Annotated in this window: 25 protein-coding genes and 2 riboswitches; of the genes, 18 read left to right on the forward strand and 7 right to left on the reverse strand. The window is 63.3% G+C overall.

Annotated features, from left to right (window positions below):
* The first annotated feature begins 3 nt into the window (after positions 1-3).
* Positions 4-1,002 (forward strand): P1 family peptidase, encoded by a 999-nt coding sequence (locus G6K99_RS17010; RefSeq protein ID WP_174197256.1) that lies wholly within the window; start codon positions 4-6, stop codon positions 1,000-1,002.
* Here the strand turns inward: G6K99_RS17010 and cobD are convergent.
* A complete protein-coding gene (gene cobD, locus G6K99_RS17015; RefSeq protein ID WP_371816228.1) occupies positions 999-1,958 on the reverse strand; it encodes a threonine-phosphate decarboxylase CobD in 960 nt (319 codons plus the stop codon). The two genes, G6K99_RS17010 and cobD, sit on opposite strands and share 4 nt — an antisense overlap.
* A gap of 55 nt (positions 1,959-2,013) precedes the next feature.
* Here cobD and cbiB point away from each other — a divergent pair, with 55 nt between their 5' ends.
* Entirely contained in the window at positions 2,014-2,979 is a 966-nt protein-coding gene (gene cbiB, locus G6K99_RS17020; RefSeq protein ID WP_174197258.1) for an adenosylcobinamide-phosphate synthase CbiB, read from the forward strand.
* Here cbiB and G6K99_RS17025 read toward each other — a convergent pair.
* The 4 genes from G6K99_RS17025 to G6K99_RS17040 are packed head-to-tail and all read right to left on the reverse strand — an operon-like array spanning position 2,963 to position 5,996.
* A complete protein-coding gene (locus G6K99_RS17025; RefSeq protein WP_174197259.1) occupies positions 2,963-4,420 on the reverse strand; it encodes a cobyric acid synthase in 1,458 nt (485 codons plus the stop codon). The genes cbiB and G6K99_RS17025 overlap by 17 nt on opposite strands.
* Positions 4,421-4,423: 3 nt before the next feature.
* A complete protein-coding gene (gene cobO / locus G6K99_RS17030; protein WP_113112114.1) occupies positions 4,424-5,038 on the reverse strand; it encodes a cob(I)yrinic acid a,c-diamide adenosyltransferase in 615 nt (204 codons plus the stop codon).
* Positions 5,035-5,805 (reverse strand): CbtA family protein, encoded by a 771-nt coding sequence (locus tag G6K99_RS17035; RefSeq protein ID WP_174197260.1) that lies wholly within the window; start codon positions 5,803-5,805, stop codon positions 5,035-5,037. The genes cobO and G6K99_RS17035 overlap by 4 nt, the downstream gene beginning before the upstream one ends.
* A 14-nt stretch (positions 5,806-5,819) precedes the next feature.
* Positions 5,820-5,996, reverse strand: a complete 177-nt coding sequence (locus G6K99_RS17040; RefSeq protein ID WP_062576923.1) for a CbtB-domain containing protein — start codon at positions 5,994-5,996, stop codon at positions 5,820-5,822.
* 36 nt (positions 5,997-6,032) lie between these two features.
* Positions 6,033-6,234, reverse strand: a riboswitch (cobalamin riboswitch).
* A 58-nt stretch (positions 6,235-6,292) separates the two neighbouring features.
* Positions 6,293-6,519: riboswitch (cobalamin riboswitch) on the forward strand.
* Positions 6,520-6,620: 101 nt separating this feature from the next.
* On the opposite strand from G6K99_RS17040, the gene G6K99_RS17045 reads away from it, so the two are divergent.
* The 7 genes from G6K99_RS17045 to G6K99_RS17075 are packed head-to-tail and all read left to right on the forward strand — an operon-like array spanning position 6,621 to position 14,865.
* Positions 6,621-7,049: a DUF1636 family protein gene (locus G6K99_RS17045; RefSeq protein WP_174197261.1), complete on the forward strand. Its 429-nt coding sequence runs from the start codon at positions 6,621-6,623 to the stop codon at positions 7,047-7,049.
* Positions 7,046-8,083, forward strand: a complete 1,038-nt coding sequence (gene cobW, locus G6K99_RS17050; RefSeq protein ID WP_174197262.1) for a cobalamin biosynthesis protein CobW — start codon at positions 7,046-7,048, stop codon at positions 8,081-8,083. Before G6K99_RS17045 ends, cobW begins: the two co-directional genes overlap by 4 nt.
* Positions 8,084-8,104: 21 nt before the next feature.
* A complete protein-coding gene (gene cobN, locus G6K99_RS17055) occupies positions 8,105-11,407 on the forward strand; it encodes a cobaltochelatase subunit CobN (RefSeq protein ID WP_174197263.1) in 3,303 nt (1,100 codons plus the stop codon).
* Positions 11,404-12,711 carry a precorrin-3B synthase gene (cobG, locus tag G6K99_RS17060; protein WP_174197264.1) on the forward strand — a complete coding sequence of 436 codons (1,308 nt, stop codon included), beginning with the start codon at positions 11,404-11,406 and terminating at the stop codon, positions 12,709-12,711. Before cobN ends, cobG begins: the two co-directional genes overlap by 4 nt.
* Before the next feature lie 2 nt (positions 12,712-12,713).
* On the forward strand, positions 12,714-13,343 hold the full coding sequence (locus G6K99_RS17065) for a precorrin-8X methylmutase (RefSeq protein ID WP_062576932.1): 630 nt from the start codon (positions 12,714-12,716) through the stop codon (positions 13,341-13,343).
* Positions 13,340-14,104, forward strand: coding sequence for a precorrin-2 C(20)-methyltransferase (locus tag G6K99_RS17070; protein WP_113112120.1), 765 nt, complete (start codon positions 13,340-13,342; stop codon positions 14,102-14,104). Before G6K99_RS17065 ends, G6K99_RS17070 begins: the two co-directional genes overlap by 4 nt.
* Complete coding sequence (locus G6K99_RS17075; RefSeq protein WP_113112121.1) at positions 14,101-14,865, forward strand: precorrin-3B C(17)-methyltransferase; 765 nt, start codon at positions 14,101-14,103, stop codon at positions 14,863-14,865. Before G6K99_RS17070 ends, G6K99_RS17075 begins: the two co-directional genes overlap by 4 nt.
* Here the strand turns inward: G6K99_RS17075 and G6K99_RS17080 are convergent.
* Complete coding sequence (locus G6K99_RS17080) at positions 14,829-15,596, reverse strand: cobalt-precorrin-6A reductase (protein WP_244631511.1); 768 nt, start codon at positions 15,594-15,596, stop codon at positions 14,829-14,831. The genes G6K99_RS17075 and G6K99_RS17080 overlap by 37 nt on opposite strands.
* 19 nt (positions 15,597-15,615) lie before the next feature.
* Between G6K99_RS17080 and cbiE the strand changes: the two genes are divergently transcribed.
* Genes cbiE through cobM form a run of 3 tightly spaced genes read left to right on the forward strand, consistent with a single transcriptional unit; the run spans position 15,616 to position 18,016 of the window.
* A complete protein-coding gene (gene cbiE, locus G6K99_RS17085; RefSeq protein WP_174197266.1) occupies positions 15,616-16,848 on the forward strand; it encodes a precorrin-6y C5,15-methyltransferase (decarboxylating) subunit CbiE in 1,233 nt (410 codons plus the stop codon).
* The gene (locus G6K99_RS17090) at positions 16,845-17,231 is read left to right on the forward strand and encodes a cobalamin biosynthesis protein (protein WP_174197267.1); all 387 of its coding nucleotides are present in this window, start codon (positions 16,845-16,847) and stop codon (positions 17,229-17,231) included. The genes cbiE and G6K99_RS17090 overlap by 4 nt, the downstream gene beginning before the upstream one ends.
* Complete coding sequence (cobM, locus tag G6K99_RS17095) at positions 17,228-18,016, forward strand: precorrin-4 C(11)-methyltransferase (protein ID WP_174197268.1); 789 nt, start codon at positions 17,228-17,230, stop codon at positions 18,014-18,016. Before G6K99_RS17090 ends, cobM begins: the two co-directional genes overlap by 4 nt.
* Here cobM and G6K99_RS17100 read toward each other — a convergent pair.
* Positions 17,986-19,101: a cobalt-precorrin-5B (C(1))-methyltransferase gene (locus G6K99_RS17100; protein ID WP_174197338.1), complete on the reverse strand. Its 1,116-nt coding sequence runs from the start codon at positions 19,099-19,101 to the stop codon at positions 17,986-17,988. The two genes, cobM and G6K99_RS17100, sit on opposite strands and share 31 nt — an antisense overlap.
* A 62-nt stretch (positions 19,102-19,163) precedes the next feature.
* Here G6K99_RS17100 and cobA point away from each other — a divergent pair, with 62 nt between their 5' ends.
* The 6 genes from cobA to G6K99_RS17130 all read left to right on the forward strand — a co-directional run bounded on the left by cobA (position 19,164) and on the right by G6K99_RS17130 (position 26,768).
* On the forward strand, positions 19,164-19,949 hold the full coding sequence (gene cobA, locus G6K99_RS17105; protein WP_174197269.1) for a uroporphyrinogen-III C-methyltransferase: 786 nt from the start codon (positions 19,164-19,166) through the stop codon (positions 19,947-19,949).
* Complete coding sequence (locus G6K99_RS17110) at positions 19,946-21,259, forward strand: cobyrinate a,c-diamide synthase (protein ID WP_174197270.1); 1,314 nt, start codon at positions 19,946-19,948, stop codon at positions 21,257-21,259. Before cobA ends, G6K99_RS17110 begins: the two co-directional genes overlap by 4 nt.
* A 356-nt stretch (positions 21,260-21,615) precedes the next feature.
* Complete coding sequence (locus G6K99_RS17115) at positions 21,616-23,205, forward strand: ABC transporter substrate-binding protein (protein WP_062463547.1); 1,590 nt, start codon at positions 21,616-21,618, stop codon at positions 23,203-23,205.
* 95 nt (positions 23,206-23,300) lie between these two features.
* Complete coding sequence (locus G6K99_RS17120) at positions 23,301-24,308, forward strand: ABC transporter permease (RefSeq protein ID WP_062576949.1); 1,008 nt, start codon at positions 23,301-23,303, stop codon at positions 24,306-24,308.
* Positions 24,305-25,132 (forward strand): ABC transporter permease, encoded by an 828-nt coding sequence (locus G6K99_RS17125; RefSeq protein WP_113165455.1) that lies wholly within the window; start codon positions 24,305-24,307, stop codon positions 25,130-25,132. Before G6K99_RS17120 ends, G6K99_RS17125 begins: the two co-directional genes overlap by 4 nt.
* A complete protein-coding gene (locus G6K99_RS17130; protein WP_174197271.1) occupies positions 25,125-26,768 on the forward strand; it encodes an ABC transporter ATP-binding protein in 1,644 nt (547 codons plus the stop codon). Before G6K99_RS17125 ends, G6K99_RS17130 begins: the two co-directional genes overlap by 8 nt.
* Positions 26,769-26,782 lie beyond the last annotated feature (14 nt).

Consider the following 26,782-nt stretch of genomic DNA (forward strand, 5'->3'; position numbering starts at 1 on the left):
CGCATGGTGGCGCCATTGAACCTTCTCACCGATATCGAAGGCGTGGCTGTTGGCCACGCGACCGATCTGCAGCTTGGCTCAGGCGTCACCGCGATCATCTTCGACGAGCCGGCGATCGCCTCCGGCTCGGTTCTAGGCGGTGCACCGGGTGGGCGCGAGACCGCCCTTCTCGACCCGTCCATGACGGTGCAGACAGTCGATGCCTTCGTTCTCTCGGGCGGCTCGGCGTTCGGGCTGGATGCAGCCGGTGGGGTGCAGGCGGGCCTGCGCCAGATCGGCCGCGGCTTTCCCGTCGGGTCTGCCAAGGTGCCGATCGTGCCGCAGGCGATCCTGATGGATCTTTTGAACGGCGGGAATAAGAACTGGGGCCTCCATTCGCCCTATCGCGACATGGGCTACGACGCCTTATGCGCCGCCCAGAAAGGCGTTTTCGCGCTCGGCACAGTCGGGGCCGGCACCGGCGCTACGACCGCGACCGTCAAGGGCGGCATCGGTTCGGCAAGCGCAAAGACCGCGTCCGGGCACACGATTGCCGTCCTCATGGCCGTCAATGCCATGGGCGCCGCAACGGTCGGTGATACCAAGCACTTCTGGTCGGCACCGTTTGAGCAGGATGACGAGTTCGGTGGTCTCGGCCTTCCCTCGACATTCACAGACGACCACACGGCCCTGCGGATGAAGGGCGTGACGTTGAAGGCGACGACGATCGGCGTGGTCGTCACTGATGCTGTTCTGACCAAGGCGCAGGCGCACAGGCTTTCTATCATGGCGCATGACGGACTGGCACGCGCCGTCTTGCCCGCGCATCTGCCTGGAGACGGCGACACGATCTTTGCAGCCGCGACCGGAAAGATCCCGATGGACGACATGGGCGCCTTCGCCGAACTCTGCCATCTTGCAACCCTGGTGACAGCAAGAGCCGTTGCGCGCGGTGTCTTCGAGGCTGTTGCGCTACCAAATGCCAGCGCCCAACCGGCCTGGCGAGACCGGTTCGGCGGCTAGAAGCCCCCAAGGGCCGCTTCCAGCCGCGACCAGTCCTTCTCGTCGGGAAGCCCTACCCGCAGATCATCCGGACGCTCTTGGAAGCGTCGGGTCATGATCCCGTGTTCGCCGAGGTGCTGGAAGAGACCTTGAGCGCGCCTGTCACGGATGGAACGAAACAGTGACGTGCCGCCGAAGACCCGAATACCGGCCGCCGACAGAGCTTCGTCCAGCCTTGCAGCATCCGCGCTGAGCCTGATGCGCATCGCGACCTGCCAATCGGCATCCGCCAGCGCTTCGCAAGCCACATGCAGAGCCGGACCGGAGACCGCCCAGGGCCCCAGCCTTTCCTCGATCTTTACGGTGACAGCGGGATGGCCGATCGCAAAGCCCAGCCGCAGGCCGGCCATGCCATAGAACTTGCCGAAGGAGCGCAACACGATCAGCCCGCCCTCGCAGACAGCGCCGACAACGCTCTGCGCTTCCGACACATCCATGAAGGCCTCATCGACGACGAGCAGCCCGCCCTTCGCGCGCATGATTTCGGCCAGCGCCAGAATGTCATCCGTCGACACGATCCGCCCGGTCGGATTGTTCGGGTTGACGATGACGGCGAGACTGGATGTCGCAAGATCGCCGAGATCATCCGTCTCCAGAACCTTAAAGCCTGCCATCGTCGCGGCACGCGCATGTTCCGCATAGGTGGGCGATAGAATAGCTGCCGTTCCGGTCGCTCCGACAAGACCGGCGATGATCGGCAGCAGGATCTGCGTTCCCGGTCCGGCCACGATATGAGCGGGTGACGGTGCCCGATATGCCTCAGCCGCTGCGGCCCTCAGCCTCTCGAGCGATGAAGGCTCCGGCAGACGCGCAAAAACATTGCCGGGGATCGGCGTATGCGGATAGGAATGCGGGTTGATGCCGGTCGACAGATCGATCCACGGCTCGGGCGCGTGAGGAAACAGCGCGCGCGCCATGGCAAGGTTGCCGCCATGCTGTATCGGACTGCCCAACTCAGAGATCGCCAACGTCATGTTCCTTCTCGCATTCTTCGCACTGATCACCGAGCGCATCGTCGGCTATCCGGACTGGCTGTTCAAACGCGTCGGCCATCCCGTCACCTGGATCGGCCGGCTGATATCGGCACTCGACAGTCGATGGAACCGCGAGGGCGAGGATTTCGCCAGCCGCAAACGCATGGGCATCCTCGCGCTCATTGTCCTCATCGGCTGCACCGTCGCCGCCGCGCTGGCGATTGCCGCCGTTCTCATGCTTTTGCCCTTCGGACCGATCCTTCTCGTGCTTGCCGCAGCCAGCTTGCCGGCCCAGAAAAGCCTCGAGACCCATGTTGAAGCCGTGGCAACCGCGTTGCGCTACAACGGGCTCGACGCCGGACGCAAGGCCGTCTCGATGATTGTCGGCCGCGATCCGGAAAAGCTCGATGACGCCGCGGTTTGCCGCGCGGCGATCGAAAGCCTGGCCGAGAATTTTTCCGATGGCGTCGTCGCCCCTGCCTTCTGGCTCGGCATCGGCGGCCTCTCGGGCGGCGCGGCCTACAAGGCTGCCAATACCGCAGACAGCATGATCGGCCATCGGTCGCCGCGTCATGAAGCGTTCGGCTGGGCCGCGGCCCGGTTCGATGACCTGATCAATCTGCCGGCCTCGCGACTGACGGCCGCGCTGTTCGTCGTGGCCGCTGTCTTCGTCAAGGACGCCTCGCCCCGCGATGCCATGCGTGCAATCCGCCGTGACGCGAAACACCATCGTTCGCCGAACGCCGGCTGGCCGGAAGCGGCGATGGCGGGTGCGCTTGGCATCGCGCTCGCTGGTCCCCGAAGTTATGGCGGCCAGATGATCGAAGCCCGCTACATGGGCGATGGCAACCGGACCAATCTGAATTTTGACGATATCACCCGCGCCCTCAAGCTCGCGCGCGTGGCGGATGCGCTGCTGATCAGCCTGTTCGGCATCCTGGCGCTGCTCATCTGGCAATTTTGAGCAGTCCGTCGATATCGAGATGCTGCTCCATATGCGCGGCAAGGCGATCGAGAATGGCATCGACATTCGCCTCGTAATTCAAGCCCGACACTGTGCCGCCGAGACGCGACAGCCAGGCTGAACGCTGCCGGTCGTCGCAAAACAATCCGTGCACATAGGTGCCGACCACCCTGCCATCCCGAGACGACGCACCTTCCGGATTGCCGCCAATGCTCGAAAACGGACGTGAACAGTCGACGCCAGTGGTATGACCCGTATGCATTTCGTAGCCGGCGAAGGATATTCCGTCTGCGCTGACGCCTGTTACCGCCTCCAGCCGCTTCGACGCCGACAGAACGGTTTCGACATCGAGAAGCCCCAGCCCCTCCGCCGAACCGGGAGGACCTTCCGATCCCTCTGGATCCGATATCCGTCTGCCGAGCATCTGATACCCGCCGCAGAGGCCGAGCACCCGCCCGCCGCGCCTGTAATGAGCTGCGATATCGGTATCGAAGCCCGCTTCCCGGAGCGCCGCCAGATCGGTGATCGTCGCCTTCGAGCCGACCAGCAGCACGAGATCGCAGTCTCCAGGGATAGCCTCGCCGCGCCTGACACGGATGAGCTCGACATCCGGCTCCGCTTCCAGCGGATCGAGATCATCAAAATTGGAAATATGCGGCAGGATCGGCACTGCGATACGCATCTTCGCGCCGGGCTTGCGCGCAAACGACTGGGTCAGGCCGAGCGCATCTTCTGCCGGCAGGAGAGCCGCATCGGCGAAATGCGGCAAGAGGCCGATCGATTGCCAGCCGGTAAACGCACCGATTATCCGCATGCCCTCGGCAAACAATGCCGGATCGCCGCGAAAGCGGTTGACGATAAAGCCGTGGATCATGGCCGCGTCGTCGTCATCGATGACGAGTTTCGTGCCGGCGAGGCTGGCAATCACGCCGCCCCGGTCGATATCGCCGATCAGAACCACCGGCACATCGGCAGCGCAGGCAAAACCCATATTGGCAATGTCGTTCTGGCGAAGGTTGATTTCGGACGCGCTGCCAGCCCCTTCGACCAGAACCAGGTCCGCCCTGGCTTTCAGGATCTCGAAGCTCTCAAGCACCCGCGAAAGCAGCCTCGGCTTCAGAAGCTGGTATTCGGCCGCCTTGGCATTGCCCTCGACCCTGCCCTGCACCACCACCTGGGCGCCGACCTCGCTCTGGGGCTTCAACAGAACCGGGTTCATATGGACGCTGAGCGGCACGCTGGCCGCCCTCGCCTGCAGGGCTTGCGCCCGGCCGATCTCGCCGCCATCGGCAGTGACCGCAGCATTGTTGGACATGTTCTGCGGCTTGAAGGGCAGGACACTCAAGCCACGCAGCGTGAAGACGCGGGCAAGCCCGGCAACGACCAGCGACTTGCCCACATCCGAGCCTGTCCCCTGAAACATGAGAGCGCGCGCCACCACCCGTCAGAACTCGATGCCGGCCTGGGCTTTGACGCCGGCCTTGAAGTGATGCTTGACGAGCGTCATCTCGGTCACCAGATCCGCCGCCTCGATCAGAGCCGGTTTTGCATTACGGCCGGTGACGACCACGTGCAGATCCGCCCGGCGCGCCTGTAACTGGGCAACGACCGTTTCGAGATCGAGATAATCGTAACGCAACGCGATATTGAGTTCGTCGAGAATGACGAGGCCGATCGTTTCATCCGCCATCAGTTCGAGTGCCATGCCCCAGGCCTTCTCGGCAGCGGCGATGTCGCGTTTGAGATCCTGGGTTTCCCAGGTAAAGCCCTCGCCCATCGTGTGCCAGGCAATGCGGTCACCGAACACAGCAAGCGCCGGCTGCTCGCCGGTTGACCATGCGCCCTTGATGAACTGCACGATGCCGACGCGGCGGTTGTGGCCGAGCGTCCGCAAGGCCAGCCCGAAGGCCGCCGTAGACTTGCCCTTGCCGGAGCCGGTATGAACCATGAGGAGCCCCTTCTCGACGGTCTTCTCCGCGACTTCGGCATCCTGAACCGCCTTGCGGTTTTCCATCTTGGCGCGGTGGCGCTGCTCGGTGGTCTGATCGATTTCCTTCAACGGACTGCAAGCTCCTTGGACGTGGTCGAAATTTCCTCACCAGCACGAAAACGCTCGCGAATGACGCCGGAAAGCGCTCCGAGAACGGCCCAGAAGACGAGGTTCGTCGCGTAGACGGCATTGACGAACCGCGCATGCAGGTCGATCGGTACTGCGCTGTCATGGGTCGGCGGCAGCGGTGCACCGATGATGTGCGGCGCAACGAGCAGGACCACCGCGAGCGCTGCAAGAAGGGCGGAGCGGGTATAGGCAAGCAGGCCAAGGGCCAGGGCAGTGCAGACGGCCGTCGCAATCCACCAGATCTGCCGCGGTCCGAGTTCGGCGACGGGCATGCCCGGAAGTTCCGGCGGCAGGCCAAGGCCGGGTGCGAGGCTGACGGTGAGGAAGCCAGCAATGCCGAACATCAATCCGCCGCGCCATCCGCCAAACCCGCCGAGTGCTTCGGCAATGGCGATGGCAACCAGCGCAAAACCGATGGCAGAAAGCGCATTGGCCGCAGCCGTGTAGGCAAAGCGCTCGATCCCGTCAGCCGGCGCCCATGCCTCTTCGGCGGGATCATGCTGAGCGGAAGCCGGCGCTGCAGTGCTGGCTACCGTATTCGGAGCTGTGCCATGGCTATGTCCAGCGCCGTTGCCGCCGGCGTGTTCATAGGTCTCCGCTGCGAGAATAAGCGGCACGACGGAAAAGCTTTGCATCACGGTCATCAGGAGCCCGGACAAAAGCCCTGCGATCACCGCCGTGAGGACGATGTTTCGAAACAGCGACATTTAAGGAATTCCTCTTAGTGGCAGGGAAAGGCCAGCGAGTGGCGCGTATCGTGAGCCGCATTGTGCACAGCCTCGATATGCGAAAAGCCGACAAAGCCGACGATGAACAGGCCGAGTATGGCTGTCATGCCAAGAGGAATGATTTTCGATGCGGAAACGCTGGCTGCACCGGCAGCAGAGTTCGTAACCATGGACGTCGTCTTTCTGCCCTCCACCCGAGGACTTTCACTGTGCCTATCGTCTCCGGCAGGTCTCCTGGCTCGCGGATCGAACGCCTCTGACCCGCCTTCCCGGATGTCTCCAGTGGCATGTTGAGCAGAGACTTTCCGCTTACAGTTGCGGGGGCAGCCGCGGGTTTGACGCCAAGATGTCGTCGCACCGCATTCCCTTCGATGAGCCCTCTCGGGCACCAAAGACGTGATCACTATAGACGGTTTCCCCATACGGGCAATCGCCTTTGCGACATTGACACTGCCCTGCGACAAGGCTTAGGTGACTGCGATACGGTCCCTTGCCGGCAACGGTAGGGGCTAAGAGAGAATGCGGTGCGAGCCCGGGATCATCTTTGAGATCCCATGGTTCAATGCCGCGGCTGCCCCCGCAACTGTAAGCGGCGAGCCATCCTGCCACGAAAGCCACTGGAGAAATCCGGGAAGGCAGGCGGATGGTGACGACCCGCGAGCCAGGAGACCTGCCGTTCGAAAACGTGCCTTTCCGGGCGGGGTGCTCCGGAAAAGCTTCTTTCACTCTGCAGGATAGGCTTGCCTTCCTGTCGTGCACCCCGATGTTATTGACTTGGGCGGTAGTGCGACACGATGGTGATTGACGAACGAAAAGACGAACGCGATGCGTCCGCAGACGGCCTTGCCGGCGAGCCGGATGTGACGATTTTCGTCTGCACCAATTGTCGCGAGGCCTCCGATAGCCAGGCGCGCCCGGGCATCGTCCTGATGGATGCCCTGCGCGAAGCTGCCGCCGGCAAGCCGCTCTCGGTCAAACCCGTCACCTGCCTTGCCAACTGCGAAAAAGGCCCAAGTGCTGCCTTCAACCATCGCTCCGGCTGGTCCTATGTCTTTGGTCATCTGTCGCTCGACACGGTCGAGGACATCTTGATCGGCGCGATGATGCTGTCTGACGACGAGCGCGGTTTACTTCCCCTTCGCGGCCGTCCCATGTGCCTTCGCGGCAAGGGCATGACGGCCCGCATTCCACCATTCCAGCACCACGAGGACCTGCCTTCATGAGCGTTTCATTCGACCGCGTTCCCTGCACCGTCATCACCGGGTTTCTCGGTGCCGGCAAGACGACGCTGATCCGTCACCTGATCGAAAACCTCAAGGGCAAGCGCCTCGCGATCATCGTCAACGAGTTCGGCGATGTCGGCATCGATGGCGACGTGTTGAAGAGCTGCGGCATCGAAAGCTGCCCTGATGATAATATTGTCGAACTTGCCAACGGCTGCATCTGCTGCACCGTCGCCGACGATTTCGTTCCGGCGATCGACCAGATCCTGGCCCGCGAACCGCGCGTCGATCATATCCTGATCGAAACCTCCGGCCTTGCCCTGCCGAAGCCGCTCGTCCAGGCCTTCCAGTGGCCGGATGTGAAGGCCCGCGTCACCGTGGATGCCGTCATTGCCGTGGTGGACGGTCTGGCGCTTGCGCAAGGTCGCGTGGCCGACGATCATGAGGCGCTGGAAGCGCAGCGCAGCCAGGACAGCTCGATCGACCACGACGACCCGGTCGAGGAAGTGTTCGAGGACCAGATCGCCTGCGCCGACATGATCGTGCTGACCAAGACCGACCTTCTCGACCAGGCATCGCTTGCCGCCGCCAAGGGCCGTGTCCAGGCGCATCTGCCGCGCGCGGTCAAGATCGTGCCCGCCGCAAACGGCGCCGTCGATCCGAGCGTGCTGATCGGTCTCGGCCTTGCCGTCGAGGACGATATCGAAAACCGCAAGACCCATCACGACGATGAGCTGGATCACGATCACGACGATTTCGACAGTTTCGTCATCGATATTCCAGCCGTTGCCGATGCGGACGAACTCGCCGCCCGCATTTCCGCCACGGCGGAAGCGGAAAACGTGCTGCGCATCAAGGGTTTTGTCGACGTCGCCAACAAGCCGATGCGCCTTCAGGTGCAGGCGGTCGGTTCGCGCGTGAACCATTATTTCGACCGCGCCTGGGGTGCAGGCGAGACCCGCCAGAGCCGCCTCGTCGTGATCGGCGAAAAGGGCATGGACCGGGCGGCGATCGAAAAGATGCTGGCGGCATAAGAGGGCTTTAGAAGGAAAAGGATGCATATTCTCGCCACCACCTCGTCGTCGCTCGACGACCTGATCGAGCCGGTCGACCTCAACCAGTCGCCGGCAGATGTGGTGGTGCTGTCTTTTTCCGGCAGTGACCTCAACGGCATTGCAGCGGGTTGGAGCGATGGCAAGGCGAGCCTTTGCCTCACCAATATCTCCGACCTTCGCCATCCGATGTCCGTCGACCTGTGGCTCGAAAAGACCGCTGCCCATGCGCGCTTCATCCTCGTGCGCATTCTAGGCGGCTACGATCGCTGGGCCTATGGCGCCGATCAGTTGTCGCGGCTGGCGAAGCGAAAGAAGATCCCGCTCGCGATGCTGCCCGGCGAATGCAGCATCAGCGATGACCGCCTGGCCGCTGCTTCCACAGTGCCCGATGAGACGCTGACCGACGTTCTCGCCTTCTTCCGCGAAGGCGGGCCGGACAATATGCAGCTTCTGGCGCGCCGCCTGGATGCGCTGGCAAGCGGCGATACGCAAAGCTTGCCAACCGCGACGCCGATGCCGAAACGGGGCTTCTACAAGCCCGGCCACGGCATCTCGACCGCAGATGAGCTTACTGCTGGCTTCCCGCCCGATGCGCAGCGGCTGCCGATCCTGTTCTACCGCTCCACCTTGCTTGCCAATGATGCGGCCCCGATCGACGCGATGTACGAGGCGCTGGCCGCCCGCGGGTTCGCACCGATGCCGATGTTCGTCGGCGGCCTGAAGGATGCGGACACCATCGGCTTTGTCGAACAAGCGATCGCAGAGCTCGATCCGGCCGCCATTCTCACCACGACCGCCTTTGCAAGTGCGACCGACGACAACGGCGACACGATTTTCGACCGCTCAGGGATTCCCGTCTTCCAGCTGGTCACCGCAACGACACGGCGGGACGGATGGATGGAAGGCCGCCGCGGCCTCAACCCTTCCGACCTTGCCATGCATGTCGTGCTGCCGGAACTGGACGGCCGCATCCTTGCCGGCGCGATCTCGTTCAAGGCGGGCGACAAGACGGCCGACCTCGTCAACCAGCCCGAACCGGACCGTATCGAACACGTCGCAGACCGGATCGCCGCCTTCCTGGCGATGAAGACCGTGTCCCGGGCCGAGCGAAAGCTCGTGATCCTGATGCCGGATTATCCGAGTGCGCCGGGCCGCACCGGTTATGCCGTCGGTCTCGATGTGCCGCAAAGCGTTCTGACGATCCTCAGCACGCTATTGACAGCCGGCTATTCTATTTCGGATATCCCGCAAACCCCGCGCGCGCTACTGGATCTCCTTGCCGCCAGGACGGCGCAATATCCGCTGGCAACCTACAGCCCTTCAGCTGGCATTGATTCCGCCTGGGGCGAACCCGCGATGGACGCGGATCTGGAAGACGGCGCCTACCGTTTCCGTGCCGCGCAATTTGGGAACGTCACGGTGGCGCTTGCCCCGGAACGTGGTCGCGATGCCGACCGGCGCACTGACTATCACAGCCCCGACCTGCCGCCGCGCCACGCCCTGAATGCCTTCGGTCAATGGATGCGTGATGGCGTTGGCGCCCATGCGATCGTTCATGTCGGCGCCCATGGCACGCTGGAATGGCTGCCGGGAAAGACAGTGGCGCTGTCGAAAGACTGCTTTCCGGAGCTTGTGACCGGCGGCCTGCCGGTCATCTATCCCTTCATCGTCTCCAATCCCGGCGAGGCGGCGGTTGCTAAGCGGCGCATTTCTGCGGTCACCATCGGTCACCTGCCGCCGGTTCTGGCCGGTGCGGGCCTTTCGGTTGAGCAGACGAAACTCGAGCTGCTGGTCGACGAATACGCGCAGGCCGACGGGCTCGATCGGCGCCGCCGCGACCGGCTGGCGAAACTGATCGTCGAGACTGCGGCCGACTGCGGACTGGCATCCGAGGCCGGCATCACAAGTGATGACGACCCCGACACCGCACTCAACCGCATCGACGCGTTTCTCTGCGACCTCAAGGACTTCGCCATCAAGGATGGCCAGCACGTGTTTGGTGAAGTCGCCGACGGTGACGACGATCCGCTGCGAATCGCCAGTGCCGGAACCGAAATGCAGGCGCTGCTCGATGCTCTCGATGGCCGGCATATCCGCCCCGGACCATCGGGCGCGCCGGCACGGGGCCGCCGCGACGTGATGCCGACTGGCCGCAATCTTTACGCCAGCGATCCGCGCACCCTGCCGACCCCGACCGCGTTCGAACTGGGCAAGCGCGCCGCCGACGAGATATTGCGCCGATACCTGCAGGACCATGGCGACTGGCCGAAAAGCCTCGTCTTCGATCTCTGGGGCAGCGCTTCGCTTCGAAGCGGCGGCGAGGAAGTGGCGCAGGTTCTGGCGCTGATGGGTGCCAGACCCGTCCAGGACGCCGCAACCGGCCGCGTCACCGGTATCGAGGTTCTGGCGCCTGCCACACTCGGACGCCCGCGTATCGATGTGAGCCTTCGAATTTCAGGCCTGTTCCGCGACATGTTTCCGGCACTGATCGCGCTTCTTGATGCCGCCATGCGGGCGATTGCCGCGCGCGAGGAAGCACCGGGCGACAATCCGCTGGCAGAGGATGCGCAGACGCTCGGCCATTTGCCCCCGCGCATCTTCGGCTCGGCCCCCGGTACCTACGGTTCCGGCATCGAGGAAAAGCTTGCCGACGGCAGCTGGGGCGAACGCGAGGAACTCGGCCGTCTCTATCTCGAAGCCACCAGCCACGCGTTCGGCGGCGCTGATGGCGACGGCGTCCACGTTCCCGGCGGGTTTGCCGAGCGAATCGGCAGCGCCGACCTGCTTGTCCATACCGGCGACGATCCCGGCCGCGATCTTCTCGATGGTTCCGCTGACGTTGCCTTCATCGGCGGCTTTTCGGCAGCCGTCGCGGCACTTGGCGGCAGGGCGGATGTGATCGCGCTCGATACGACCGATCCGCAGAAGCCCAAAGCCCGCTCCATCTCCGAGGCCCTGACCCGCGTCGTGCGCGCCCGTGCCGTCAACCCACGCTTCATCGCCGGCCAGATGCGCCACGGCCCGCGCGGTGCAGCCGAACTGGTCGAAACCGTCGACCGGCTGATCGGCTTTGCCGAGACCACCCACGCCGTTCCGCAATCGCTGATCGACGCGACCTATGACGCCTATCTGGGTGACGAGACAGTCCGCGACTTCCTGCTGTCGCAGAACCCCGAAGGCGCCCGCTACATGGGCCTGCGGTTCCGCGCCGCGCTCGATCGCGGTCTCTGGCATCCACGCCGCAACGCGGTGGATGCCGAGTTGGAGATGCTGGCCGAAGACTGCGAAAGGCTGGTCGCATGACAGTATTCGCACGCGACCGGGCCGATCTGGACATGAGACGCGGCGCCTGCCCTGCCCTGTCTGCGCCGATGATGACGGGCGACGGCCTGCTTGCGCGCGTGCCGCTGACCGCTGCAATTGCGCCGGAACAACTGGCAGATCTCTGCCGCCTGGCAATGCGCCACGGCAACGGCATGATCGACATTTCCGCCCGTGGCAACCTGCAGATCCGCGGCTTGAGCGAAACCTCTGCGCCGCAGCTCGAGGCCGAGGTCCGGGCGCTGGACCTGCCGCTGCGCGATGGCCTTGCCGTCGAAGTGCCGCCGCTTGCCGGTGAGGACGCCACCGAGATCGCCGATCCGCGCCCGCTGGCAGACGCAATCAGAGACCGCGACCGCGACATCCAAGGCCTTGCGCCAAAGACATCTGTCATCGTCGATGGTACGGGTCGCCTGACACTGTCCGGGCTGATTGCTGATATAAGGCTGGTCGCCGTGGAGGCGGATAGCGAAATCCTCTGGAAGATCCTGCTCGGCGGCACCGAAGCTTCCGGGCGTGTTTTCAACGTTTTACGTGAAACAGAGGCCATCGAGGCGACCGTCTCGCTGCTCGAAAACCTCGCCTCGCTTGGAAGCGATGCCCGGGGTCGTGACCTCGCTTCAGGTCTACCTGCCAACGATTTTACTGCCGCAACCATCTCCCCCTTCACGCTGCATGCCCTTTCAAACGGCACGTTCGCGACCGGCCTAGGCCCGGCATTCGGCCAGACCCATGCCGAAAACCTGATTGCCCTCTGCAACGAGGCCACACGCCTGGACATTCGCACCGTCAAACCCGCGCTCGATCATTCGCTCCTCTTTTTCGGCAGCGAGACCGCGTGCCGAACACTGACGGCTTTTGCAGATGGCAACGGTTTCGTGACGTCGGATGCCGATCCGCGCGGTCATGTCGCTGCCTGTACCGGACGCCCGGCCTGCCGGTCCGGCACCATTGCCACCCACGAGATCGCCACGCGCGCTGCCACAGAATGCGCCGATCTGCTGGACGGTTCGTTCAAGCTGCATGTGAGCGGCTGCCCCAAGGGCTGCGCCCATCCGCAGGCAACGGCACTGACGCTGTGCGGCATGCCGGACCACGTTTCGCTGCTTGCCTCGGCGAAAGCGAGCGGGCAACCCTTTGCTTCCATCGCTTTTGCCGATACCAACGCCACGCTTCGCCGCCTTGCCGATCTCGTTCGATCGGAACGGCGCTCGGGGGAAAATTCCGCTGCCTGCCTTGCCCGGATCGGTCCGGACCGGCTTTGCCAGGCGGCCATACCAGGATGACCATGACCAGTTACGACTATATCCACGAAGGCGATGCGATCTATCTGAAGTCCTTTGCGATCATCCGCGAGGAAGCCGACCTTTCCGCATTTTCGGAAGAGCAGGCGGATGTCGCAGTCCGCATGATCCACGCCTGCGGCCTGGTCGAGGCGGCCGAACATTTCCGCTTCTCCGACGACTTCGTTTCTGCAGCCCGCAATGCGCTGCTGGCCGGCAAGCCCATCTATTGCGACGCATTCATGGTGGCACAGGGGGTAACCCGGGCAAGGCTTCCGGCCGACAACGAGGTGATCTGCACGTTGCGCGACAGCCGCACGATTGAACTCGCCAAAACGATCGGCAACACGAGATCGGCAGCGGCACTGGATCTGTGGGACGCGATGGAAGGTTCGGTGGTCGCCATCGGCAATGCGCCGACGGCCCTGTTTCACCTGCTGGAACTGCTGGATGCCGGTGCACCACGCCCCGCCGCGATCATCGGCATGCCGGTCGGCTTCGTCGGTGCAGCCGAATCCAAGGAAGCCCTGATGGAATCGACGCATGGCATTCCCTATGCCGTGGTGCGCGGCCGCATGGGCGGCTCTGCCATGACGGCGGCCGCCGTCAACGCGCTGGCGAGGACAGGCCTTTGAACCCCAAAAGTATAAAGGGCAGACTGATCGGCGTCGGCACCGGACCGGGTGATCCGGAACTGATGACGCTGAAGGCCGTGCGTGCCATCAATGAAGCGGATGTGCTGGCTTTCTTCTGCAAGAAGGGCTCCTCCGGTAACGGCCGCACCATCGTCGACGCGCATATCCGCCCGGGCACGATCGAGCTGCCGCTCGTCTATCCGGTCACGGTCGAGACCCACAAGGACGAAGCCGACTACAAGACGCCGATCAACGATTTCTTCGATCGGTCGGCCGAAGAAGTCGCAGCTTACCTCGATGCCGGAAAGACCGTCGCGGTTCTGAGCGAAGGAGACCCGCTGTTTTACGGGTCCTACATGCATCTGCATGTCCGGCTGAAGGATCGCTACGAGGTGGACGTGATTGCCGGCGTCACCGCAATGTCCGGCTGCTGGTCGATGACGGGCCTGCCACTGGTGCAGGGAGACGATATCCTGAGCGTGCTTCCCGGCACGCTGTCTGAAGAAAAACTAATCGAGCGTCTCTCCGATACCGATGGCGCCGTGATCATGAAGGTCGGGCGCAACCTGCCGAAGATCCGCCGGGCGCTGGCCGCAGTCGGCAAGCTTTCAGGCGCGCTCTATGTCGAACGCGGCACCATGGCCAACGGCGCCTCGGAGCGGCTGGAAACCCGCGACGAAAGCCCGGCGCCCTATTTCTCCCTCGTGCTCGTTCCCGGATGGACCAATCGTCCGGGGCCCGATCATGGAGCGGCAGAATGACGGGATCGCTGACGGTCGTCGGGCTTGGCCCCGGAAGTCCGGACCAGATCACCCCGGAAGCACTGTCGGCGGTTGCGTCGGCAACCGATTTCTTCGGCTACTTTCCCTATATCGACAGGCTGAACCTGCGACCGGACCAGCGCCGCCATGCCTCTGACAATCGCGAGGAGCTGGCACGCGCCAAGGCGGCGATCGACATGGCAGCGAGAGGCGGCAAAGTCTGCGTCGTCTCGGGTGGAGATCCCGGCGTCTTCGCGATGGCGGCAGCCGTCTGTGAAGCGATCGACGAAGGCCCTGCAGAATGGCGCGACATCGATCTATCCATCGTTCCTGGAGTCACCGCCATGCTGGCGGTTGCGGCGAAGGCGGGAGCGCCTCTCGGCCATGATTTCTGCGCGATTTCGCTCTCGAACAACCTGAAACCCTGGGCCATCATCGAAAAGCGTCTCGTCGCCGCGGCAACGGCCGGCTTCGTCATGGCCTTCTACAATCCAATCAGCAAGGCACGGCCGCATCAGCTGGATGAAGCCTTCGAGATCCTGCGCGCCAACCTGCCGGGAACGGTTCCGGTCATCTTCGGTCGCGCCGCCGGCCGGCCTGACGAGGCGATCCGGATCGTGCCCTTGGCGGAAGCTCAGGGCCACATGGCCGACATGGCGACCTGCGTCATCGTCGGCACAGCAGAGACCAAGTTGATCGAAAGAACCAATAAGCGACCGATCGTCTATTCGCCGCGGTTCCTGCGGGAGAGCGCCCAGTGACGCACCCGGTCGACCAGCGCATCCACGCTTGTGGCAGACGGCACATCCGGCAGCTCTGGCCGGTCGATCAGGATGACGTCTATGCCAAGCCGCCGTGCAGCGCTGATCTTGGCCACACTGGCGCGACCGCCGCTGTTCTTCGAGACGATAAGATCGATGCCGTGCTCCTCGAGCAGCCGGATCTCGACACCCTCGGAAAACGGCCCACGAGCGGTGATATAGGTCACATCCGGCAGGTCCAGCGGCGGATCGACCGGATCGACGCTGCGCACCAGGTATCGATGCTGTTTCCTCACTTCGAACGGCAGCAGTTCCTGTCGGCCAAGCGTCAGGAAAACCTTTCGCGGGGCGATATCGAGCGCGGCGACCGCCGCTTGGATGCTGCCGACCTCCTGCCAGCGATCACCGTCCTGGCGCAACCAGGCGGGACGGCGCAGAGCCAGGATTTCGACGCCCGAGGACGCCGCCGCTTCAGCCGCATTGCGAGAAATCTGCGCCGCGAACGGATGCGTCGCGTCGATCAGCAGATCCACGCCCTTCTCACGGATGAAGGCATCGAGGCCGACAGCACCGCCGAACCCGCCGATCCGCACGGGCACTGGCTGTTTCGCCGGCGCTTTGGTGCGGCCGGCAAGCGAAACGAGGATCTGGTATTCCGGGTCGGTCGCCAACCGGCCGGCCAAGGCCTTGGCTTCGGTCGTGCCGCCCAGAATGAGGATGGAGTAAGTCAAGTTGCCTCCTGAATCAGAGATGAGAGCTTTAAACCAAAGCCGCTGGCTGTCCATCGTCGGCATCGGCGAGGATGGCGTGAAGGGTCTCGGCGAGAATGCCCGCGACGCGATCGCGGCCGCCGCATTTGTGTTCGGCGGAAAGCGACATCTGGAGCTTGCCGCGTCCCTCATCACCGGCGAAGCGCGGCCCTGGCCGATGCCCTTCGATCCAGCGATGCGCGATGTCGTCGCCCTGCGTGGCCGAAAAGTCTGCGTGCTTGCCTCCGGCGACCCCTTCCTGTTCGGCGTCGGTGCGACGCTGTCACGCCATGTGCCGGCGGACGAATTCATCTCCTATCCGTCCTCCTCTGCATTTTCGCTCGCAGCCTCGCGTCTCGGCTGGCCGCTGCAGGAGATCGAGATGGTCTCGCTGCATGGCCGTCCGTTGGATCTCATCCGTCCGCTTCTGCATCCGCGCCGACGCGTGATCGCGCTGACCTCGGATAAACGGGGCCCTGCGGAACTGGCGACGCTCGTGACAGAGAGCGGCTTCGGGAAATCGCAGCTGACCGTGCTCGAAGCGCTTGGCGGCCAAGCGGAGCGCATTCGCAAGGTGCAGGCGGACGAATTTGCATTGCAGGATATCAACGTGCTGAACGTCGTCGCGATCGACGTTGCCTCGGACGGTCCGGCTCGCATTCTGCCGCTGGGCTTCGGCCTTGATGATGCGCTGTTCGAGCATGACGGTCAGATCACCAAACGCGAGATCCGCGCCTTGACGCTATCAGCGCTTTCGCCCCGGCGCGGCGAGCTGCTCTGGGATATCGGCGCTGGATCCGGCTCGATCGGCATCGAATGGATGCTGGCCGATCCGGCGATGAAGGCGATCGCCATTGAAATGCATCCCGAGCGGGTCGCCCGTATCAGACGCAACGCCTCAAGCTTCGGCGTTCCGGGCCTCGTCGTGGTCGAGGGCGAGGCACCGTCGGCGCTCCATGGCCTCCCCCCACCGGATGCGATCTTCATCGGCGGCGGCGGCAGCGAACCGGGCGTCTTCGATGCAGCCGTCGCAGTACTCAAGCCGCGCGGCAGGCTCGTTGCCAATGCCGTGACGCTGGAAATGGAAGCCGTGCTGCTGACCGCAAAAGCAACGCTCGGCGGCAGCCTCATCCGCATGGACGTCTCGCGCGCCTCGCCCGTCGGGTCGATGCAGGGCTGGAAACCGGCCATGCCCGTCACGCAGTGGACTTGGACAAAAGGAACAGAACCATGATCGTCGCCGGTTTGGGTTGCCGCAAGGGCACCACGCGAGCAGACCTTCTGTCCGCGCTGGATGCGGCCTGCACCGAGGCCGGTATCGTCAGGGGATCGATTGGGGCACTCGCCACCGGAGAGATCAAGCGGCAGGAACCGGGCATCCTGCAGCTGGCCGAAACGCTGGACATTCCCCTTCACATCGTCAGCGACCAGGCGTTGCTGGCGGCTGAGCCGCGGACCAAGACCGTTTCCCGCCACAGCTTGGCCCAGACGCCGTCATCAAGCCTCTCCGAGGGTGCAGCACTTGCCGCTGCGGGGGAATGGTCCGAAATCATCGTGCCGCGGCTGATATCCCAGGGCGCTACCTGCGCCTTGGCGCAAACGAAAGACTATCCATGACCGTCCATTTCATCGGTGCCGGCCCCGGTGCCGCGGATCTGATCACCGTCCGCGGCCGCGATATCCTCAGCCGCTCGCCGGTCTGCCTCTATGCAGGCTCGATCATGCCGAAGGAACTGCTGGACTATTGCCCGGCCGACGCACGGATCGTTGATACCGGCTCTCTGTCGCTTGACGATATCGAGGCCGAATATGTTGCCGCTCACCAGGCCGGTAAGGATGTGGCCCGCCTGCATTCGGGCGATCTTTCGGTCTGGAGCGCCGTGGCCGAACAGATCCGCCGACTGGAAAAGCACGGCATCGACTATACGCTGACCCCTGGCGTCCCCTCGTTTGCCGCCGCCGCAGCCGCGTTGCGGCGGGAGCTGACAATTCCCGAAGTCGCGCAAAGCCTCGTCCTCACACGCATCTCCGGTCGCGCCTCGAAAATGCCCGAGGGCGAAACGCTGAAAGCCTTTGGCGCGACAGGTGCAACGCTTGCGATCCATCTCGCCATCCATGCACTGGACAGGATCGTCGAGGAACTGACGCCGCTTTACGGTCCCGATTGCCCGGTGGCGATCGTCGTTCGCGCCTCATGGCCGGAAGAGCGCATCATCACCGGCACGCTTGCCGATATTGCGGCGAAACTGGCCGCAGAACCCGCCGAGCGCACCGCGCTCATCTTCGTCGGCAAAGGGCTGGGAGCGACGGATTTCGTCGAGAGCCAGCTATACAATGCAGACTATGTACGACGCTTCCGCCCCGGCTGGGATCAGCTCTCCGGCGCCAAGGACCCGGAATGATCGGACGGCGTGAATTCCGTTCGTCCGGCAAGCTGGCCGTGCCGGTCGAACACCAGGATCTCCAGCGCGATCGCAGGGTCGCCGAGCGACTTTGCGGCGGTCTTCCAGGCAAGCGCTGCAATGCGGTCACCGAGCTTCAGACCACGCGCGCCAGCCATCTCGAACGCCTGCGCGACGGTGTTTGCAGCGATGATCCGCGCAACGAGATCGGCACCGGCGCCAGCGTCTTCAGCCACCTTCGCAAGCGCCTCAAGATCGGCAAGCCCGCGCTTGGAATGCACGTCGAGCATGCCTTGGGCGAGCTTGGTCATCTTGGCGACGCCGCCGGCAACCGTCACCTTCGGCACCGGATGGCTGCGGATATATTTCAGCATGCCGCCGACGAAATCGCCCATGTCGATCAGCGCGACATCGGAGAGGTCATGATAGGCCTGCGCCGCCTTTTCGGACGTATTGCCGGTGGCGCCGGAAATATGATCGAGGCCGGCCGCGCGCGCCACATCGATGCCGCGCCAGATGGAATGGATCCAGGCCGAGCACGAATACGGAATGACGATCCCGGTCGTACCGAGGATCGATATTCCGCCGACAATGCCGAGCCGGCCGTTAAGCGTCTTCTCGGCGATCTTCTCACCGTCGGGCACCGAAATCTCCACCTCGAAATCGGCGCCCTCGCCGGCAACCTCTGTTATCGCCTGCGCAATCATCTGCCGTGGCACCGGGTTGATCGAGGGTTCGCCGGGTGGCAGCGGCAGACCGGGCCGCGTCACCGTACCGACGCCAGGTCCTGCCCTGAACGTGATGCCGCTTTTCGCCGCGCCGCGCCGCACCGTGCTGATGATCAGCGCGCCATGGGTGACATCTGGGTCGTCGCCGGCATCCTTGATGATGCCAGCCTTGGCGAAACCCTCGCCCACCTCTTCGATGGCCAGCGCAAAACCCGGCCGTTGGCCGCCGGGCAGGGTCACCTCCACCAGCGCCGGAAATTCGCCTGTCATCAGCGCCAGACAGGCAGCCTTCGTGGCCGCCGCAGCGCAGGTTCCCGTGGTCCAGCCACGTCGCAGGGTCTTGCTGTCAATATCGATGGCGGCTTCCATGGTCGTTTCTATAGCCCGGCCTTCACCGGCCGGCAAAAGGTTTGCACTCCATGCCCATGAATGAGTTGATCGAAACCATCGTCGAAGCACCGGAATTCGAGCCCGGCCATGTCTGGCTGGCCGGCTCCGGCCCCGGTCATCCGCGCTATCTGACGCTGGAAGTCGCCGATGCGCTGCAAAAGGCCGACGTGATCGTGCATGACGCGCTGGTCTCCGACGCCGTGCTGGCATTGGCGCAGACACACGACATGATCTTTGTCGGAAAGCGGGGCGGCAAGCCTTCGGTGGCGCAGGACGATATTACCGCACGGCTGATCGAACTCGCCAGATCGGCCAAACGCGTGCTGCGTCTGAAGGGCGGAGACCCGTTTATCTTCGGTCGCGGTGGCGAAGAGGCGGAGGCGTTGGTGAAGGCCGATATCCCCTTCCGGATTCTGCCCGGCATGACCTCTGCCCTTGCGGCACTTGCCTGCGCCAACATTCCGGCGACGATGCGCGGCATCAGCCGTTCGATCACGCTCGCAACCGGCCACGCCGCCGGTACGCCTGGCGATCTCGACTGGAAGGCTTTGGCAAAGACGGGCGAGCCCATCGTCGTCTATATGGGTGTGAGCACGATCGGCACGATCGCGCGGCTGCTGATGGAGGGCGGATTGGCAGGAGATACACCCGTCGCGGTTCTGATGGCGGCAACCACACCCCAGGAGCGCTCGATGATTGCGACGCTTGCGACCGTGGAAGCAGAAGTGCAGCGCCAGGATTTCCAGGCGCCAGCGCTGATCGTGATCGGCAGGATCGTCGATATGCAGGCGGTTCTTACGGGACCTGCATCATGACGGCCCGCGCCCTGATCATCGGCGCACCGCGCTCCGGCTCCGGCAAGACCAGCGTCACCATCGGCCTGTTGCGTGCCTTCCAGCGGCGGGGCATCAAGGTGCGCGGCATCAAGACCGGGCCTGATTATATCGATCCCGGTTTCCACGAAGCGGCAACCCGCCTGCCCGGGCTCAATCTCGACAGCTGGGCCATGGCCCCCGATCTTCTGCGGCATCTGGCACGCGGCCAGGCAGAGGATGCGGACCTGATTCTGATCGAAAGCGCCATGGGTCTTTTCGACGGCATTCTAGGCGAACCCGGTCGCTCGGGCGCAGCGTCCGATCTCGCGCGCCTGTTCGGCCTGCCGGTTCTGCTGGTGCTCGACGTGTCGGGACAGAGCCAGACGGCGGCGGCCGTCGCCTGCGGCTTTATGCATTATGATCCGACCGTGAAGATGGCAGCCTGCGTGCTCAACCGGGCCGGAAGCGAGCGCCACAGAAAACTCTCCGGCGACGCCATCTCCGCGATCGGGCTTCCGGTTGTCGGCACGATTTTGCGCGATCCGACCCTGACCCTGCCCGAACGCCATCTAGGCCTCGTGCAGGCAAGCGAACATCCGCAGATGGACGCCCATATCGACCGGCTGGCCGATGCGATGGAACGCGCGCTGGATCTCGACGCGATTTTCGAGGCAGCGCGTCCGTTCCATATCCCGTCCGGTACGACGGAAAAGGCACTACCCCCGCCGGGCCAGCGGATCGCGCTCGCCGAAGACGCCGCCTTTACCTTTCTCTACCCGCATATCAAGCGGGAATGGCAGGCGATGGGGGCGGAGATCATCCGCTTTTCGCCGCTCGCCGACGAAGTGCCGCCGGCCGACTGCGACGTCTGCTGGCTGCCGGGCGGTTATCCCGAACTGCATGCGGGACGGCTTGCGGCGGCTGACACGTTCAAGACAGGGCTGAAGACCTTCTCGGAGACGAAGCCGGTCCACGGCGAATGCGGTGGTTACATGGTGCTTGGCGAAAGGCTGGAGGATGCCGACGGCGTCAGCCACACCATGACCGGCCTGCTTTCCCATTCCACAAGCTTTTCCAAGCGTAAGATGAACCTCGGCTACCGCCAGGCGCGCCTGATGAGAGAAAGTGCCATTGGTAAAATAGGCGACGTGGTGCGGGGCCACGAATTCCATTATGCTCGAGTGATCGAAGCCGGAACCGACCAACCTCTCGCTATGATTGCAGATGGTCGAGGCGACGAAATAGGTCCGTCGGGCGGTTTCCGGGGAAGGGTGACCGGCACGTTTTTCCATGCGATAGCGCGCGATTAGCAGGATTTGCATCCCTTTCGACAGGCGCCTAATTTTCGCAACCCATGGGGGGTTGCTAAATGTGTCGCATCGAAGGCACTTAATGTCGTAGCGAAGGCTCACCCACGCGGCAACGCGACCGTAATCTCCATCACGCCTCAACGGGCCTTCGATCGCTAAGCAGACTATTTCCCGAGGCATAGAGCTCGCACGATAAGAGCCGGGGACTGCATCAGAAAGGAAGTTATGTCGGCCGCAACCGAACCATTTCCCACGATCGACGGAATAATGCGCAAACCGCTGTGGAAGAGGAAACCCGGCGAGACAGCGCAGATAAAGAACGCAGAAAACTGCATCGAATAAAAGGGAACAGGGAAATGAACGATATTACGAAATACCTCGCTGGCCGTGTCACGACAGGTGGCATGAACCGCCGCGAATTCATGGGCCGCGCCATGGCAGCGGGCGTGACACTGGCTGCAGCAAGCCAGCTTTACGCAACCAGCGCCTCTGCGCAGGCCCCCAAGAAGGGCGGCAACCTAAAGCTCGGCCTCGAGGGCGGCGCAGCCACCGACAGCATCGATCCCGCCAAGGCGACCTCGCAGGTGATGTTCACCGCGGTCCGCACCTGGGGCGACACGCTGGTCGAAACCCATCCTGAAACCCGCGCGCCGGTTCCATCGCTTGCCGAATCCTGGTCGCCATCACCCGACGCCAAGACCTGGACCTTCAAGATCCGCAAGGGCGTGCAGTTCCACGACGGCAAGGAGATGACCACGGACGACGTGGTCGCGACCCTGAAGCGCCACAGCGATAGCAAGACCGAATCCGGTGCAGCCGGCGTTCTGAAATCCATCAAGTCGATCGAAAACAAGAGCGGCGATCTGGTCGTGACGCTGGATAGCGGCAATGCCGACCTTCCCGCGATCTTCACCGACTACCATCTCGTCATCCAGCCGAACGGCGGCGTCGACGCGCCGAACGCCGGCATCGGCACCGGTGCCTACAAGGTGAAGAGCTTCGAGCCTGGCGTTCGCATGACCTTCGAGAAGAACACCAGCGACTGGCGTTCCGACCGCGGTTATGTCGAAACGGTCGAAATCATCACCATGAACGACGCAACCGCCCGTATCGCGGCCTTGTCGTCCGGCCAGGTGCAGTTCATCAACCGCGTCGATCCAAAGACCGTGCCGCTTCTGACCCGCGCCCCGACGGTGCAGCTTCTGACCACGTCCGGCGGCGGCCACTACGTTTTCATCATGCATTGCGACAAGGCGCCGTTCGACAACAACGATCTGCGCATGGCCCTGAAACTGTCCATCGACCGCGAGGAAATGGTCAAGCGCATCTTGGGCGGCTACGGCAAGGTCGGCAACGACTTCCCGATCAACGATACCTATGCGCTCTTCCCCGAGGGCATCGAGCAACGCTCCTACGATCCGGACAAGGCGAAGTTCCACTTCAAGAAATCAGGCCATAGCGGCTCGGTGCTTCTGCGCACGTCGGAAGTTGCCTTCCCGGGCGCTGTCGATGCATCGGTTCTCTTCCAGCAGAGCGCGAAGAAGGCCGGTATCGATATCGAGATCAAGCGCGAGCCGGGTGACGGCTACTGGTCGAACGTCTGGAACGTGCAACCGTTCTCGGCCTCCTATTGGGGCAGCCGCGCCACGCAGGACCAGTTCTATTCCGGCGCCTATCTGTCGTCTGCAGACTGGAACGACACCCGCTTCAAGAACGAGAAGTTCGACAAGCTGCTGATCACCGCCCGCGGTGAACTGGATGAAGCCAAACGCCGTGAAATGTACCGCGAGATGGCGGTGCTGGTGCGCGACGAAGGCGGCACGATCCTGCCGATGTTCAACGACTTCGTGAACGCGGCGTCGAAGAAGCTTCAGGGTTACGTCAAGGACATCGGCAACGACATGTCGAACGGCTATGTCGCGACCCGCGTCTGGCTCGACGCCTGATACCCGACAGGGGCTTGTCCAGCCCCGCCGATGAATATGGACCGCAGGAAAACCTGCGGTCTGAACCCTTCATTTCGGATACGGGATCGCGCCACATGTCCAATTCCACAGAGGCTGGCGGCTCGCCGGCCCGCAGCTTGAGAGAGCGCTTTCCGCTGCTGAGCATTATCGCCCAGCGCATGGTGCTTTCGCTGATTCTGCTTCTGGCAGTGTCGGCCCTGATTTTCGGCGGCGTCGAAGCGCTGCCCGGCGATTTCGCCTCCACCTATCTCGGCCAGTCCGCGACGCCGGAGGCTGTGGCCAACATCACCGCGGAACTCGGCCTCGACCGGCCCCTTGTCACCCGCTATTTCGACTGGCTGGGCGGCGTCCTGCAGGGCGATTTCGGCACATCCTGGGCAAGCCGCAATTCGGTCTCCGAACAGGTCGGCAACCGGTTGGGCAATTCGCTTTTCCTCGCGGCCTTTGCGGCCGTCATCGCCGTGCCGCTGGCGATCTGTCTCGGCATGCTCTCGGTGCATTTCCGCGATCGTATTCCCGACAAGATCATCAACGTGATCTCGCTCGCGGCCATCTCGCTTCCGGAATTCTTCGTCGGCTACCTGCTGATCCTCTATTTCGCCGTCAATTTCGGCATCGCCACCTTCCCGGCCACCGTCTATCAGGGCATGGGCTTTCTGGAGCGCCTCCAGACGATCGCCCTGCCGACCGCGACACTCGTTCTCGTCGTGCTCGCCCACATGATGCGCATGACGCGGGCGGCGATCCTCTCCGTCATGTCCTCGGCTTATATGGAAACCGCCGAGCTCAAGGGCCTGTCCGGCTGGCGCGCGATCGTCAAGCATGCGGCACCCAATGCGCTTGCCCCGATAATCAACGTCGTAGCGCTGAACCTTGCCTATCTCGTGGTCGGCGTCGTGGTGGTCGAGGTCGTGTTCGTCTATCCCGGCATGGGTCAGTACATGGTCGATGCGGTAACCGTGCGCGACATGCCGGTCGTCCAGGCCTGCGGCCTGATCTTTGCGGCCGTCTACATCCTACTCAACATGGTGGCGGACATTCTTGCGATCATCGCCAACCCCCGTCTGAGGCATCCACGATGAGATTGAGAGAGATCCCCATCACCGCCTGGGTCGGCCTGTTCGGCATCGCGCTCGCTGTTTTCTGCGCCCTGTTCGCGCCCTGGATTTCCCCTTACGGCGAGACCGAAGTCGTCGGCAATGTCTGGCAGGAGGCCGATGCGCAATTCTTCTTCGGCCTCGACAATCTCGGCCGCGATATCCTGTCGCGCCTGATCTTCGGTGCGCGCACGACGCTGATTGTCGCTTTGGCGGCAACCGTGATTTCCTTTTCGCTCGGGATCATCCTGAGCTTTACCGCCGCCGTTTCAGGTGGTCTGGTCGATACGGTGTTTTCCCGCTTCAACGACCTGATGATGTCGATCCCGACGCTAATCTTTGCGCTCGTGGTGCTGGCCGTGCTGCCGCAACACCTGATCGTACTCATCCTGGTGATGGCGATCCTTGATTCCACCCGCGTGTATCGCCTTGGCCGGGCCGTGGCGCTGGATGTGGCCGTGATGGAATTCGTGGAAGCGGCAAAGCTGCGCGGTGAAGGCAAGATCTGGATCATCTTTCGGGAAATTCTGCCCAACACGCTCTCGCCGCTGCTGGCCGAATTCGGCCTGCGTTTCGCCTTTGCGATCCTGTTTCTCTCCACCCTCTCGTTCCTCGGCCTCGGCATCCAGCCACCGACCGCCGACTGGGGCGGCATGGTGAAGGACAACAAGGACGGCATCATCTTCGGTATTCCCGCAGCCCTAGTGCCTGGAACCGCGATTGCGGCCCTCGCCGTCTGCGTCAACCTTGTGGTCGACTGGCTCCTGAAGCGAACCTCCAGCCTGAAGGGAGGCCGCGGCGATGCATGAAGCTTCATCCCATCTCCTCTCCGTCCGTAACCTCAAGATCGAGGCGACCAGCTATCCGCCGGGCGAGCCTGCCAAGCGCATCACCATCGTCGACGACGTCTCGTTCGATCTCGCCAAGGGCAAGGTTCTGGGCCTGATCGGCGAATCCGGTGCCGGTAAGTCAACGATTGGGCTCGCGGCGCTCGGCTACGGCCGCGGCGGCGCCGAAATCACCGGCGGCGAAGTGAAACTTGACGGCACCGACATCCTGCAACTGGGGAAGGGTGGCATCCGCAAGCTGCGCGGCGCCTGCGTCTGCTATGTCGCGCAATCGGCAGCTGCCGCATTCAACCCCGCCCACAAGCTCGGCGACCAGGTTATCGAGGCGACTGTCAAGCATCGCCTGATGAGCAAGGAAGATGCTCGCGAGCGCGCTCTCTATCTGTTCCAGGTTCTTGGCCTGCCGAACCCCGAAACCTTCGGCGATCGGTTTCCGCACCAGGTTTCCGGCGGCCAGTTGCAACGCGCCATGACGGCGATGGCGCTCTGCTCCAAACCCGACCTGATCGTGTTCGACGAACCGACGACCGCACTCGACGTGACGACCCAGATCGACGTTCTCGCAGCGATCAAGCACGCGATCGAGGAAACCGATACGGCAGCGCTCTACATCACCCACGATCTGGCCGTCGTCGCGCAGATCTCCGACGACATCATGGTGCTGCGCCACGGCAAGATGGTCGAATACGGTCCCGTGCAGCAGATCATCGAGGCACCGAGACAGGATTACACCCGGGCTCTGGTCAATGTGCGCCAGGCCGCCCGCGAGGAGGCAGTTGACCAGACCGAAGCGGTTCTGCGGGTCGATCATGTCAGCGCTCAGTATTCGAACGGGTTCAAGGTGCTGCACGATGTTTCCCTGCATCTGTGCAAGGGCCAGACGCTTGCGGTCGTCGGCGAATCCGGCTCGGGCAAGTCGACGCTGGCGCGCGTCATCACCGGCCTCCTGGCCCCCAGCAGCGGCGCGATCACCTTCGAGGGCCGGCCGCTGACGCCGTTGCTGAAAAGCCGGCCGCGGGACGACCTGCGCCGCATCCAGCTGATCTACCAGATGGCCGATACGGCCATGAACCCGCGCCAGACGGTGCGCGACATCATCGGCCGTCCGCTGACCTTCTATGACGGCCTGCGCGGTTCGGCCAAGACCGCCCGCGTCAAGGAACTGCTCGACCAGATCGAGATGGGCACCGGCTTTATCGATCGCTATCCGGCTGAGCTTTCCGGCGGCCAGAAGCAGCGCGTCGCCATTGCCCGCGCCCTTGCGGCAAGGCCCGAACTCATCCTCTGCGACGAACCCACATCGGCGCTCGACCCGCTGGTGGCGGAAGGGATCCTGAAGCTGCTGATGAAGCTTCAGGAAGAACAGCAGCTGTCCTACCTGTTCATCACCCACGACATCGCCATCGTGAAAGCAATCGCCGACTCGGTCGCCGTCATGCATCGCGGCAAACTCGTGCGCTTCGGCCCGAAATCTGAGGCGCTGTCGCCACCATTCGACGACTATACCGACCTTCTCCTCAAATCCGTGCCCGAAATGCAGCTGGGATGGCTGGAAAAGGTGCTTGCAACGCGGCGGATGGAAAGTGCGGGGAATTGAAGATCGATATTTGA

It is taken from the genome of Neorhizobium sp. AL 9.2.2 (assembly GCF_013317225.1).
Classification (GTDB): Bacteria; Pseudomonadota; Alphaproteobacteria; order Rhizobiales; family Rhizobiaceae; genus Neorhizobium; species Neorhizobium soli.